This is a genomic window from Streptomyces sp. NPDC096079 (genome assembly GCF_040303145.1).
In the GTDB taxonomy this organism is placed as follows: domain Bacteria; phylum Actinomycetota; class Actinomycetes; order Streptomycetales; family Streptomycetaceae; genus Streptomyces.
The window spans coordinates 194614-207716 of sequence record NZ_JBEOST010000003.1 but is presented as its reverse complement, the minus strand read 5'-3'; the positions used below and the strand labels follow the sequence as shown (position 1 = coordinate 207716).

The 13103-nt window shown below is 70.1% G+C and carries 12 protein-coding genes; 6 read left to right on the top strand and 6 right to left on the bottom strand.

All coding sequences use genetic code 11. The features are described 5' to 3' along the window. The 6 genes from yidC to ABTY59_RS08330 all read left to right on the top strand — a co-directional run bounded on the left by yidC (position 1) and on the right by ABTY59_RS08330 (position 5811). Positions 1–1317: a membrane protein insertase YidC gene (gene yidC, locus ABTY59_RS08355; RefSeq protein WP_352018111.1), complete on the top strand. Its 1317-nt coding sequence runs from the start codon at positions 1–3 to the stop codon at positions 1315–1317. Positions 1318–1350: 33 nt separating this feature from the next. Further along, positions 1351–1863: a Jag family protein gene (locus ABTY59_RS08350; RefSeq protein ID WP_352018110.1), complete on the top strand. Its 513-nt coding sequence runs from the start codon at positions 1351–1353 to the stop codon at positions 1861–1863. Between the two features lie 118 nt (positions 1864–1981). Next, positions 1982–2698: a 16S rRNA (guanine(527)-N(7))-methyltransferase RsmG gene (gene rsmG / locus ABTY59_RS08345; RefSeq protein ID WP_352018109.1), complete on the top strand. Its 717-nt coding sequence runs from the start codon at positions 1982–1984 to the stop codon at positions 2696–2698. 236 nt (positions 2699–2934) lie between these two features. Beyond that, a complete protein-coding gene (locus ABTY59_RS08340; RefSeq protein WP_352018108.1) occupies positions 2935–4011 on the top strand; it encodes a ParA family protein in 1077 nt (358 codons plus the stop codon). After that, a complete protein-coding gene (locus ABTY59_RS08335) occupies positions 4008–5036 on the top strand; it encodes a ParB/RepB/Spo0J family partition protein (protein ID WP_352018107.1) in 1029 nt (342 codons plus the stop codon). The genes ABTY59_RS08340 and ABTY59_RS08335 overlap by 4 nt, the downstream gene beginning before the upstream one ends. Before the next feature lie 157 nt (positions 5037–5193). After that, positions 5194–5811: a GNAT family N-acetyltransferase gene (locus tag ABTY59_RS08330; RefSeq protein WP_352018106.1), complete on the top strand. Its 618-nt coding sequence runs from the start codon at positions 5194–5196 to the stop codon at positions 5809–5811. 72 nt (positions 5812–5883) lie between these two features. On the opposite strand, the gene trxA is transcribed toward ABTY59_RS08330, so the two are convergent. The 6 genes from trxA to murJ all read right to left on the bottom strand — a co-directional run bounded on the left by trxA (position 5884) and on the right by murJ (position 13065). Further along, a complete protein-coding gene (trxA, locus tag ABTY59_RS08325; RefSeq protein WP_352018105.1) occupies positions 5884–6213 on the bottom strand; it encodes a thioredoxin in 330 nt (109 codons plus the stop codon). 45 nt (positions 6214–6258) lie between these two features. Continuing rightward, on the bottom strand, positions 6259–7224 hold the full coding sequence (trxB, locus tag ABTY59_RS08320; RefSeq protein ID WP_352018104.1) for a thioredoxin-disulfide reductase: 966 nt from the start codon (positions 7222–7224) through the stop codon (positions 6259–6261). A gap of 140 nt (positions 7225–7364) precedes the next feature. After that, entirely contained in the window at positions 7365–8303 is a 939-nt protein-coding gene (locus ABTY59_RS08315) for an RsmA family anti-sigma factor (RefSeq protein ID WP_352018103.1), read from the bottom strand. After that, positions 8300–9004 carry an RNA polymerase sigma factor SigM gene (gene sigM / locus ABTY59_RS08310; protein WP_502995343.1) on the bottom strand — a complete coding sequence of 235 codons (705 nt, stop codon included), beginning with the start codon at positions 9002–9004 and terminating at the stop codon, positions 8300–8302. Before sigM ends, ABTY59_RS08315 begins: the two co-directional genes overlap by 4 nt. Before the next feature lie 25 nt (positions 9005–9029). Beyond that, positions 9030–10724: a protein kinase family protein gene (locus ABTY59_RS08305; protein ID WP_352018102.1), complete on the bottom strand. Its 1695-nt coding sequence runs from the start codon at positions 10722–10724 to the stop codon at positions 9030–9032. A 118-nt stretch (positions 10725–10842) separates the two neighbouring features. Next, positions 10843–13065: a murein biosynthesis integral membrane protein MurJ gene (gene murJ, locus ABTY59_RS08300; RefSeq protein ID WP_352018101.1), complete on the bottom strand. Its 2223-nt coding sequence runs from the start codon at positions 13063–13065 to the stop codon at positions 10843–10845. Positions 13066–13103: the final 38 nt, after the last annotated feature.

Here is a 13103-nt window from a genome sequence, read left to right as displayed (position 1 = left end):
GTGGACACGATTGCCAGTCTGTTCAGCTTCATCACCTGGCCCGTTTCCTGGGTCATCGTCCAGTTCCACAAGGTGTACGGGGCGATCTTCGGCCCCGACACGGGCTGGGCCTGGGGCCTGTCCATCGTGTCCCTCGTGGTGCTCATCCGCATCTGTCTGATCCCGCTCTTCGTGAAGCAGATCAAGTCGACGCGGAACATGCAGGCGCTCCAGCCGAAGATGAAGGCGATCCAGGAGCGCTACAAGAGCGACAAGCAGCGTCAGTCCGAAGAGATGATGAAGCTGTACAAGGAGACGGGCACCAACCCGCTCTCCTCGTGCCTTCCCATCCTGGCGCAGTCGCCGTTCTTCTTCGCCCTGTACCACGTGCTCTCCGCGATCGCCTCGGGCAAGACGATCGGCGTCATCGACGAGCCGCTGCTCGCCAGCGCCCGTCAGGCGCACATCTTCGGCGCTCCGCTGGCCGCCAAGTTCACGGACTCCGCCGCCGAGGTCGCCGCTCTCGACGCCTCGCTGACCTCGGTCCGCATCGTCACCGCGGTCATGATCATCATGATGTCGGCCTCGCAGTTCTTCACCCAGCGCCAGCTGATGATGAAGAACGTCGACCTCTCGGTGAAGACGCCGTACATGCAGCAGCAGAAGATGCTCATGTACATCTTCCCGGTGATCTTCGCCGTCATGGGCATCAACTTCCCCGTCGGTGTCCTCGTCTACTGGCTGACCACCAACGTGTGGACCATGGGCCAGCAGATGTACGTGATCAACCAGAACCCGACGCCGGGCAGCAAGGCCCAGGACTCCTACCTCCAGCGCCTGCTGAAGAGCATCACGCAGCACGGTGAGGTCCGCGGCCGCCGCCGGAAGAACATCGTCAAGGTGATCGTCGCCAAGGGCAGCGACCGCAACGAGAACGAGCGCCGCTTCTTCGTGGGTCTGTCCAAGGCCGGCTTCGCCGCCCAGGCCGACGGAACCGTGATCAAGGGCGACACCCTCGTGGCCGAGGCCGAGGGCGGTGCCGCCGGCAAGCGCCAGCAGCCCAAGCGTCAGACGAAGTCCCAGCGCCAGGCGTCCGGTGCCCAGCACCCCGTGGCGAAGGACTCCGAGGAATCCTCCGAGCCGGCCGCCGAAGAGGCGACCACCTCGCTCGAGAAGAAGCCCCAGGGCCAGGCCACGACCGAGGCCAAGGACGAGGCGCCGGCCGACAGCCCGCAGCGCCCGAGCCGCGCCAACTCCGGAGGCTCCCGCCAGGGCAAGTCCGGTCAGGGACAGCGCAAGGGCCAGCAGCGGCCCAAGCACCCGTCCTCCAAGAAGTAAGCAGCCCTCCCAGAAGCAAGAAGGAGTCCATCCGTGACGGAAGGCACCACCTCCGCCGCCGCCGAGGGTGGCGACACCCTGACCCGCCTGGAGCAGGAGGGTGAGATCGCGGCCGACTACCTCGAGGGCCTGCTCGACATCGCCGACCTCGACGGCGACATCGACATGGACGTCGAGGCGGACCGGGCCGCGGTCTCGATCATCAGCGACTCCAGCAGCCGCGACCTGCAGAAGCTCGTGGGCCGCGACGGCGAGGTCCTGGAGGCGCTCCAGGAGCTGACGCGCCTGGCCGTGCACCGCGAGACCGGGGACCGCAGCCGCCTGATGCTCGACATCGCCGGCTTCCGGGCCAAGAAGCGCGCCGAGCTCGCCGAGCTGGGTGCCAAGGCCGCGGCCGAGGTGAAGTCCACGGGCCAGCCGGTCAAGCTGGACCCGATGACGCCGTTCGAGCGCAAGGTCGTGCACGACGCGATCGCCACCGCCGGTCTGCGCAGCGAGTCCGAGGGCGAGGAGCCGCAGCGCTTCGTCGTCGTGCTCCCGGCCTGACCCCTCACGTAGTGTCGGCCCCGTCTGTTCGCAGGCGGGGCCGATCTTTGTCAGCCTTGATAGTCAGCCACCACAGTGCGCTCGCACGCCAGGCGTGCGGTACGGAAGGACGGTTCCCGTGACGGAGGCAGCGGAGCTCCCCGAGGCGCCGGAGCAGGCGCGGACAGTCTTCGGCGAGTACTTCCCGGAGGCCGTGCGGTACGCGGAGCTCCTCGCGGACGCGGGTGTGAAGCGCGGTCTGATCGGCCCGCGCGAGGTTCCGCGGCTCTGGGAACGCCACCTGCTGAACTGTGCCGTCCTCTCGGAGGTCGTCCCCGAGGGCGTCACCGTCTGCGACGTGGGCTCGGGCGCCGGCCTGCCCGGTATCCCGCTGGCCCTGGTCCGCCCTGATCTGAAGATCACGCTCCTGGAGCCGCTCCTGCGCAGGACGAACTTCCTCCAGGAGGTCGTGGAGCTGCTGGGCCTCGACCATGTGACCGTGGTCCGGGGGCGCGCCGAGGAGATGCTCGGCAAGATCACGCCCGTGCACGTGGTGACCGCCCGGGCCGTGGCCCCGCTCGACCGGCTGGCCGGCTGGGGCGTTCCGCTGCTGCGTCCGTACGGAGAGATGCTGGCACTCAAGGGCGACACCGCGGAGGAGGAGATCGACGGTGCTCGCGCCGCGCTCTCGCGGCTCGGCGTGGTGGAGACCTCGGTCGTCCATGTGGGCGAGGGCATCGTCGACCCGCTGTCGACGGTCGTCCGTGTGGAGGTCGGCGAGAGCCCCGGTGGCGTGCGGTTCGCCGCCAAGCGGGCCAAGGCGGCCCGTACGAGCAAGACCCGTCGACGCCGCTGAGCGTCGCATACGTACCATTTCGGAGTGTCGACCGGTCCCGGCCGGGCGGCGGGGGCATGGTGTTTCACGTGAAACGTCGCTCACTGCTGCAGGGGATCATCAGCCGCGGTCGCGCGGCTGCCGCGCCCCGGGACCGTCGACCCCGCGTGAAGCCACCCGCGAGGGTTACGGAGTTCTCCACAGAGGTGGATTCACCCACAGAACCACCGGCCTCGCTGGTTCACGACCCCGAAAGCATGGCAGGCTCTCCTCATCGCGAGCCTGAAGCCGAGGAGAGTGAATCCTTGCGGTCCGACGCCAACATCGCGGGACCGATGACCGATCCGGTCCCCGGTCCCCGAACCGAATCGGTGGGGGAGGATGTTTCACGTGAAACACCGCCCCCGATGGACGACACCCCCATCGGTCGTGCTGCCCAGCTGGCAGTAGAGGCACTGGGTCGTGCCGGTGAGGGACTTCCCCGCCCGGCAGAGACCCGTGTGATGGTCGTGGCCAACCAGAAGGGCGGCGTGGGCAAGACGACCACGACGGTCAACCTTGCCGCCTCCCTGGCGCTGCACGGCGCCCGGGTCCTCGTCATCGACCTGGACCCGCAGGGCAACGCCTCGACGGCGCTCGGCATCGACCACCACGCCGAGGTCCCCTCGATCTACGACGTCCTGGTGGACAGCAAGCCGCTCTCCGACGTGGTGCAGCCCGTCAGGGACGTCGAGGGCCTCTTCTGTGCCCCGGCCACCATCGACCTCGCCGGCGCGGAGATCGAGCTGGTGTCGCTGGTGGCCCGTGAGAGCCGTCTGCAGCGGGCGATCCAGGCTTATGAGCAGCCGCTGGACTACATCCTGATCGACTGCCCGCCCTCGCTCGGCCTCCTCACGGTCAACGCGATGGTGGCGGGCGCGGAGGTGCTGATCCCGATCCAGTGCGAGTACTACGCGCTGGAGGGGCTCGGACAGCTCCTGCGGAACGTCGACCTGGTCCGGGGGCACCTCAACCCGGCGCTCCACGTCTCGACGATTCTGCTCACCATGTACGACGGCAGGACGAGGCTCGCCTCCCAGGTCGCCGACGAGGTGCGCACCCACTTCGCCGAGGAGGTCCTGCGGACCAGCATTCCGAGGTCCGTCCGCATCTCGGAGGCCCCGAGCTACGGGCAGACGGTCCTCACCTACGACCCGGGCTCCAGTGGCGCCCTGTCGTACCTCGAAGCGGCCCGTGAGATCGCGCTGCGGGGGGTCGCCGTGCACTACGACCCGCAGCACGCCCATGCAGGGCACCAGAACAACCAGCGCAGCATGTCGGAGGGGATCCAGTGAGCGAGCGACGTAGGGGATTGGGGCGTGGGCTCGGTGCGCTGATCCCCGCTGCTCCCCAGGAACGGCAGGTGGAGCGAGGGGTGGCCGCCGCGAAGCTGGCGACGCTGCCGCAGAGCCCGCAGCCCCCGGAGTCGACGCCGACCTGGAACGAGCCCGAGCCGGTGGCCCTGCCCGAGCCTCCGGCCGGGGCGTACTTCACCGAGCTGCCGATCGATTCCGTCGTTCCCAACCGGCAGCAGCCCCGTGAGGTCTTCGACGAGGACGCGCTGGCGGAGCTCGTCACCTCCATCAAGGAGGTCGGCCTGCTCCAGCCCGTGGTCGTGCGCAAGATCGAGGCCGACCGGTACGAGCTCGTCATGGGTGAGCGTCGTCTGCGGGCGTCGACGGCGGCGGGCCTGGAGCGTATCCCCGCGATCGTCCGGGACACCGACGACGAGAAGATGCTCCTGGACGCGCTCCTGGAGAACCTTCACCGGGCCCAGCTCAACGCCATCGAAGAGGCCCACGCCTACGAGCAGCTGCTCAAGGACTTCGGCTGCACGCATGACCAGCTCGCGGAGCGCATCGGGCGGTCCCGTCCGCAGATCTCCAACACGTTGCGGCTGCTGAGGCTCTCGCTGCCCGTGCAGCGCCGGGTCGCCGCCGGGGTGCTCTCCGCCGGCCACGCACGCGCCCTGCTCGGCGTGGAGGACCCGGAGGCCCAGGACAGGCTGGCCTACCGGATCGTCTCCGAGGGGCTCTCGGTGCGCAGCGTCGAAGAGATCGTGAGCCTCATGGGCTCCGAGGAGCCCGCTGCCGCGGTCAAGCCGAAGGGCCCGCGTGCCGGTGCCCGTGTCTCGCCCGCGCTCACGGACCTCGCCACCCGTCTCTCGGACCGCTTCGAGACCCGGGTGAAGGTCGACCTGGGGCAGAAGAAGGGAAAGATCGTCGTCGAGTTCGCGTCGATGGACGATCTGGACCGGATCCTCTCGACCCTGGCCCCCGGCGAGGGACGGGTCCTGGACCAGAAGAACGCAGAGGGCTGATCCCCTCTCGCTGAGGCCGCCCAGGGCGGGCCGTGCTCCGGTCTTCACCGGAATGCGGCCCGCCCTTTGCCTGTGAGCGGTGTCCTCCCGATCGCCCGATCGATACGATTCCGAGAGGCGTATCCGTGCTCGATGGCGAGGAAAACGAGGTGCAGCCGTGGGGCGTCGGCTCGTACCGCTCACGCTGGACAACCTTCCGGATCTCCCCAAGCGGTGTCGCTCCTGTGTCTTCTGGGAGCTCGACCCGGTCAGCGGTGAGGCCGCGGTGAAGGCGGGGCGCCCAGAGCTGGAGAAGGAAGCCTGGATCTCGGCCGTTCTCCTGGAGTGGGGTTCCTGCGGTCGTGTGGTCTACGTCGACGAGGTGCCGGTCGGCTACGTCCTCTACGCTCCCCCGGCCTATGTACCGCGTTCGACGGCCTTCCCGACGAGCCCCGTGGCCGCGGACGCCGTCCAGTTGATGACGGCGTGGATCATGCCGGGCTATCAGGGACAGGGGCTGGGGCGGGTGGTGGTGCAGACCGTCGCCAAGGACGTGATGCGGCGGGGCTTCAAGGCGATCGAGGCGTTCGGTGACGCCCGCTGGAAGGAGCCGGCCTGTGTGCTGCCGGCCGAGCATCTCCTCGCGGTGGGCTTCAAGACCGTTCGCCCGCATCACGCCTTCCCCCGGCTGAGGCTGGAGCTCAGGACGACGCTCTCCTGGAAGGAGGACGTCGAGATGGCTCTCGACCGGCTCCTCGGCGCCGTGCAGAAGGAGCCGGTGCTGCGGCCGCTCTAGCCTCGGCGGACACGAGAACGGCCCGCCCCCTCGGAGGGGACGGGCCGTTTCACGTGAAACAAGGGCCGAGCATCAGGCCTGGACGAAGCCTTCGAGGTCGCGCAGGATCGCGGCCTTCGGCTTGGCGCCGACGATGGTCTTGACGACCTCGCCGCCCTGGTAGACGTTCAGCGTCGGGATCGACATGACGCCGTACTTGGCCGCCGTGCCCGGGTTCTCGTCGATGTTGAGCTTCACGACCTCGATCTCGCCGTGCTCGGCGGCGATGGCCTCCAGCGACGGGGCGATCTGGCGGCACGGACCGCACCAGGCAGCCCAGAAGTCCACGAGGACGGGCTTGTCGCTCTTGAGGACAACGTCCTCGAAGTCTGCGTCGGTCACGTTCTTCAGGGCGCCGGCCACGGCGACCTCCTTTTTCTGCGGGGTGTGGGGCGGGGAGAGATGAGGTCAGACCGCGGGGGTCTCGGCCAGCTTCTCGCTGTCGGCGAGGGCGGCCAGGAAGCGCTCGGCGTCGAGCGCGGCGGAGCAGCCGGTGCCGGCGGCCGTGATGGCCTGGCGGTAGGTGTGGTCGACGACGTCGCCGGCGCCGAAGACACCCGTGAGGTTCGTGCGCGTCGACGGGGCGGCGACCTTGAGGTAGCCCTCCTCGTCGAGGTCCAGCTGGCCCTTGAAGAGCTCGGTCCGCGGGTCGTGGCCCACGGCGATGAAGAGGCCCGTGACGGCGAGCGGGCGGGTCTCGCCGGTCTTCGTGTCGCGCAGGGTCAGACCGGTGAGCTTCTGGTCGCCGTGGATCTCGGTGACCTCGCTGTCCCAGGCGAAGGAGATCTTCGGGTCGGCGAAGGCGCGCTCCTGCATGGCCTTGGAGGCACGCAGGCTGTCGCGGCGGTGGACGATCGTGACCGACTTGGCGAAGCGGGAGAGGAAGGTGGCCTCTTCGATCGCGGTGTCGCCGCCGCCGACGACGGCGATGTCCTGGTCCTTGAAGAAGAACCCGTCGCAGGTGGCGCACCAGGAGACGCCGCGGCCGGAGAGCACGTCCTCGTTGGGGAGGCCGAGCTTGCGGTGCTGGGAGCCGGTGGTGACGATCACGGCCTTGGCGCGGTGCACGGTGCCGGCGGTGTCGGTGACGGTCTTGATGTCACCGGTCAGGTCGACGGCGATGACATCGTCGGGAACCAGCTCGGCGCCGAAGCGCTCGGCCTGGGCGCGCATGTTGTCCATGAGGTCCGGGCCCATGATCCCGTCACGGAAACCGGGGAAGTTCTCGACCTCGGTGGTGTTCATGAGGGCGCCACCAGCGGTGACGGCACCCTCGAAGACCAGGGGCTTCAGCGACGCTCGGGCCGTGTAGAGCGCCGCGGTGTAACCCGCGGGACCGGAGCCGATGATGATCACGTTACGGACGTCGCTCACGGGTTTCTTCCTCGTCTCTGCAGACTTGCCACTGCCTACGGGGGCGGTTGTCTCGGTCGCTCTCACCCCACCCAACGGATCCTAAGGGGCGTGCATTCCCGAGACCGCCGCGCGGCACCGTGGTCGTGCGGAGAGCCAGGTCAGGAGCGTGGGTACGTCTGGCTGAGGAGGAGATCGGCGGCCGGGGCTCCGCTCTTCTGGGGGTGTGCCGCGCAGGAGGCGTCGAGCACATAGGCCTGGACCCGTGTGCTGTCCGCGGGATCCGTCAGGACGAGCAGGTAGGCGGGCGTGCCCTGGTACTCGCCTCGCTCATAGCCGAGCACGCCGTCGCCGCGGCCGGTGCCCGCCAGAACACAGGCGGGAACGGCAACGTCCCTGCTGCGCAGGGAGGGGTCGCCACTGGCCTCGGAGGACATGGACTCGGGACCGACCCCCTGAGGGGTCTTGGGTGCGCGGTCCCCGCTCAGCAGGGCGTGGACGCGGTCCTCGACGGGCGCGCCGGAGAACGGACTGAGCGGTGCGCTCGCGAATGCGTCGGCCTTCTTGGTGTCGCTGTCCGCGCTGCCGGCGGTCAGGTTGCCCGCCTGGCTGAGATAGAGGCTCGTGCCGAGCACCACGGCTCCGAAGGCGGCGCCGATGGTGGAGAGCAGGGCGATCCGGCGGCGTCGGGGTCTGCCGGGACGCCCGGGGCCGGTGCCCGCCCGAGGACGTCCGGCAGGACGGTCCACGGCGGGGGAGGCCAGGGGGGCAGGAGCGGTCTCGTCGGAGGAGAGCGATGTTTCACGTGAAACGGGGCTGTCGCTCTCGGGCAAGGTGGCGTTGAGGAGGGCCTCGGCGGCCAGGGCGGCATCGATCCGCCCGGCGATCTCGGCGGGCATGCGGGGCGGTCCCGGAAGCGTGCCGAGGAGGCCGCGGATCTCCTCCAGGGAGGACCGCACGTCGGCGCAGAGGGGGCAGCCGTCCAGGTGCCTGCGTACGACCGTCGCACGGGTCGGTGAGAGCAGCCCCTCGGTCAGGTCGGAGATCTCCGAGACGTCCGGGTGCTGTGTGGTGTCGGCCCTGCCGGCCGTGGAAGTCACGTGCGCCCACCTCCGCCCTTCACAGCAGCTGGATCTGTCGGTCCGGTATCCGTCGGCCCCGGCACCGGTGGGACGGATGTCCCCGGCGTCCGGTTCCTTCCCCCTTCGGTGGCCTCGTTACCCACGGTGTCGGCGCGCAGATGAGTGACCATCGGAAGGAGGCGCGCCCGCCCGCGTGCGCACCGGCTCTTCACGGTCCCGGTGGGAACGCCGAGGATACGGGCCGCTTCGGCGACCGGGTATCCCTGCATGTCGACCAGGACGAGGGCGGCGCGCTGGTCCTCGGGGATCGTGCCCAGCGCGGCGAGCAGTTGCCGGTGGAGGTCCTGGCGTTCCACCGGTGCCTCGGCCGACTCGTGGGGGTCGAGGAGCTGCTCGAAGCGGTCGGTGTCGTCGACGGGCGAGGTCCTGCGGGAGGCCGCCTTGCGGACACGGTCGAGGCAGGCGTTCACGGTGATGCGGTGGAGCCAGGTCGTGACGGCCGACTGGCCGCGGAAGGTATGCGCGGCCCGGAAGGCGGAGATCAGGGCGTCCTGGACGGCGTCAGCGGCCTCCTCGCGGTCCCCCAGGGTCCGCAGGGCCACCGCCCACAGCCGGTCGCGGTGGCGCCGCACGAGCTCACCGAAGGCGTCCGGGTCTCCGGCGACATGGCGTTCCAGGAGTTCCCGGTCGTCCGTGGCGTCGTCTATCGGTCGGTCCAACGGTGAGCCCCCTCCCCTCTGGTCGTCAGCTCATGACCTTGACTTCGGTCAGCTGGCCGCGGAACTCGCCCTCGGTGAGGGGCAGCTCCGTCAGCCAGACCAGAACGTAGCGGGTCGTGGTGGGCTTGGGCAGCTTCAGCTTCACCTCGCTGTCCGTTCCCTGCGCCTGGGTGGTGAACTCGTCGGCCGTGGTCGGCGCCGAGGAGGCGCCTTCGGGTGCCGTGCGGATCTCCACCGAGGTGTTCCCGACGAACGACAGGTCGACCGAGCCGACCTTCTGGGCCGAGCCCAGGTCCAGCACGATTCCCACGCCGGGCTTCTGGTTGCCGAACTTCGCGGTGGCGTAGTTCTTGGTGTGCCAGAAGGTGCTCGGATCACCGTCGAAGGCGTTCTTCACGGCCTCCGGGTACTCCTCGCCGTTGCCCCCGGGGAACGGGTCGAAGTCCTGGGCGGACGAGATCGCTATCGGCTTCGGTGGCTCGGGCTTCTCGTCGGTGGTCGGCGAGGTGACCGGAGTCTCGGGGTTCTTGCCGTCCGGCGCGAGCAGCCGGTCCGCGATCTGCCAGCTGCCGAGGCCCAGCGCGGCGATGAGGAGGGCCGATACGGCCCACTTCATCGCCCTGCCGGTGCGGCTCTGCAGCGGGGGCGGCGGGACGATGACCGTCGGGGTGACCACGGGACGCGGCTGGGGGCGTCCGTAGGTGCCCTGCTGGTACGTCGTGTGCTGGTACTCGGGCGGGGCGGTGAACTCCGGCTCCGGCGGCTTCACGCGGGGCATCGCCGCCACGGCCTTGGCCAGCTCGTCCGGAGTCGTGCAGGGCGGCTCCTGACGCGAGGCGGTGGCCCCGTCGTTGGCGAGCGCGCGCATGGCGATCTCGGAGAGGCCCCGGTGGACCCCGGCGCGGACCTGGTCCGGCGGCAGCAGCCCGACGCCCTTGGGGAGCCCGGAGAGCCCGTAGGCGTCGCTGTCGTACGGCCAGCGCTGGGTGAGCGCGGCGTACAGCAGGGCGCCGATGGCCTCGGTGTCGGCGCGCTGCGGACGCTCGGCGGTGATGCCACGCAGGGCGGCGTTCACGGCCAGGCCGCGGATCCGGTACTGACCGGTGGAGGACCGCAGGACGGCGCTCGGGGTCAGCCGGAGGTGCGCGAGGCCCTCGCGGTGGGCGGCGGCCATGGCCTGCGAGACCTGGCTGACGAGCTGGTAGGCGTCGTGGGGCTCCAGGGGGCCGACCGCGAGCAGCGCGGTCAGCTCGGTGGAGTCCGGCAGCCATTCGTGCACGACGTAGACGAGGTCGTTCTCCTCGACGGCGTCGAGGACCTGGACGAACCGGGGGTCGCCGAGCAGGGCCGAGGAGCGGGCCGCGGCCAGGACCGACCGGGCTCGGGGGTGGTCGGCCGGCAGCAGGTGGACCCCGACGGCACGGCGCAGTTTCTCGTCGACGGCACGCCAGCTGCTGAAGCCGTCCAGACGGGTGACGCACTCTTCGAGTCGGTAGCGTCTGGCCAGTTTGTGACCGCTGTGCAGTTCCGGTGCCGTGAGGGAGGGCTGTTCGCCGCTCTTTCGTTCGACCGCCTTGTTCTCCGTGGCCTCGGCGGTCTTCTCCGCCGTCTTCTGCTCTTCCGCCACCCCGTCGGTCGCGGCCGTGTCCGCCTTGGCGGTCAGCGGGTCATCGCCGCTGTTGTCGGCCACGTCGACGGCAGCCGTGCTACGTTCCGCCACCGTCGTTCCTGCCTCCCCATCCGTTGCGCCACATCCAACAGCCAAGCCAATTGTGCCCACAGTCGGACGCTATGCACGACACACGGTTCCCGCCGATGGTTGTGCGGGACCGCTCGGTTCAGCGTCCCAGGCGCCCGCGGACCATCCCGACCAGGGTGTTCAACTCCGCGATCCGCATGCGCTTCGCGGCGACGAAGAAGACGCCGAGGAGCGCCGCCCCACCGACCACGAGGGCGACGAGCGAGCCCAGGGCTCCCTCGCCGAGCAGCTTCAGCAGGCCGAAACCTACGGCACCGGCGACGATTGCGGCAGGTACGGAGGCCATGCAGAGGCGAGCGTAGGTCCGCAGCACGTGCGTGCCGTCCAGGTCGCCGCCCAGACGCTTGCTGAGCCGCCGCCACGCGATGCCGACGCCGACGGCGTAGGCGAGCCCGTACGAGGCGGCCATGCCGACCACGGCCCACTGGGCGGGCAGGACGACGTAGCAGACCGCCGAGGCGGCCGCGTTGACGGCGGCGACGATCACCGTGTTGTAGAAGGGCGTCCGGGTGTCCTCGTAGGCGTAGAAGCCGCGGAGCACGACGTACTGGACGGAGTAGGGGATCAGGCCGAGGCCGAAGGCCATCAGGATGAAGCCCATGCCCTGGGCGGCCTCGATGCCGCTGGACGCGTAGAGCAGGGTGCACATCGGGACGCCGAGCGCCAGGAAGGCGAAGGAGACCGGGACGATCGCGACGGCCGAGTTCCGCAGGCCCTGCGAGATGTCGTCCCGGACGGCGCCGGGGTCGTCGTCGTGGGCGGCGCGGGAGATCCGCGGCAGCAGCGCGGCCATCACGGAGACCGTGATGATGGCCTGCGGCATGCCCCAGATCAGCTGGGCGTTGGAGTAGGCGAGGAAGCCGGCACCGTTCTTCCCGGACTCCTCACCCGCGGCCGTGGCGAGCTGGGTGACGACCAGGACGCCCGCCTGGTTGGCGAGGACGAAGAGCACGGTCCACTTGGCCAGCTTGACCGTCTTGCCGAGGCCGTGGCCCTTCCAGTCGAAGCGGGGCCGGAAGCGGAAGCCCGTCTCGCGCAGGTACGGGATCATCGCGAGGGCCTGGACGACGAGCCCGAGGAGCGTGCCGACGCCGAGGAGGCGGATGCCCTCGTCCGGAATGGTCTGCACGCCCATGTGGGACTCGGCGGAGGTGCCGTAGACCCAGATGAACAGGCCGAAGGTGACGATCATGACGATGTTGTTGAGGACCGGGGTCCACATCATCGCGCCGAACTTGCCGCGGGCGTTGAGGATCTGACCCATCACCACGTGCACACCCATGAAGAAGATCGTGGGCAGGCAGTAGCGGGCGAAGGTCACGGCCACGCTGTTGGCCGCGGCGTCGTCGGCGATGGTGTTCGACATCAGCCGGATCAGCAGCGGCGCCGCGAAGACGGCCAGGGCCACGATGAGGCCGAGCGCCACCATGACCAGGGTGAGCAGGCGGTTGGCGTAGGCCTCGCCGCCGTCCTCGTCGTTCTTCATCGAGCGCACGAGCTGCGGGACGAAGACCGAGTTGAGGCCACCGCCGACGGTGAGGATGTAGATCATCGTCGGCAGGGTGTAGGCGATGGTGAAGGTGTCACCGAGCAGGGCCGCGCCGAGCGCACCGGTGATCACCAGGCTGCGGACGAAACCGGTCAGCCGGGAGACCAGGGTGCCCGCCGCCATCACGGCGCTCGACTTCAGCAGCCCGGAGGCGCGCCCGGACTTCTTCGGGGCGGGCGCGGGCAGGGGGTCCGGTTCCGGCGTGGGCGTCGGCACCTGGCCGGGCGCCTGCTGGTCGCGGTAGAGGTGCGCGAACGCGTCCGGTTCGGGGGTCTCCTCGCCGGCCCGGGTGACCAGGTCGTCGACGCCGGTGAACTGGACCGTGCGGGCGTCGTCGCCGTACGGCAGGTGGCGCGAGGGACCGTCCGGCTCGGGCGCCGGGGTGTGTGCCCACACCCGGGGGTCGGGGGCGTGGTGCGGCGCGGCCGGCTGCTGGTACAGCGCGTGGGGGTCCTGGTAGGTGCCGGGCGGCGGCGGAGGGTGCGCGGCGCGGTCGTACAGCGCCTCGGTCACCGGGTCCTGCGCGGACATGTCCTGGGCCCGGTACGGGTCGTGCGCGAAGGCGTCCTGGACGTAGGGGTCCTGGGCGTAGGGGTTCTGCGCGTAGGGGTCGTGTCCCTGCGGGCCAGGGGCGCCCTGCTGCGGGGGCGGCACCGGCGGGTGGCCGGCACCGGGAGGCACCGCGGGCGTCCCACCGGACGGCGCCGGGCCGCCCGGGCCCTGGCCGCGGTCACCGTCGTACGGCGCGTTCATGGTTACCCCACCTCATCGTCCCCGGCCGACCGGCCACG

What these genes read in the sequence shown, in the direction of transcription:
- ABTY59_RS08340 (WP_352018108.1), top strand. Translation starts at nt 2,935, where the DNA reads ATGGCAGGCTCTCCTCATCGCGAGCCTGAAGCCGAGGAGAGTGAATCC.
- murJ (WP_352018101.1), bottom strand. Translation starts at nt 13,065, where the DNA reads ATGAACGCGCCGTACGACGGTGACCGCGGCCAGGGCCCGGGCGGCCCG.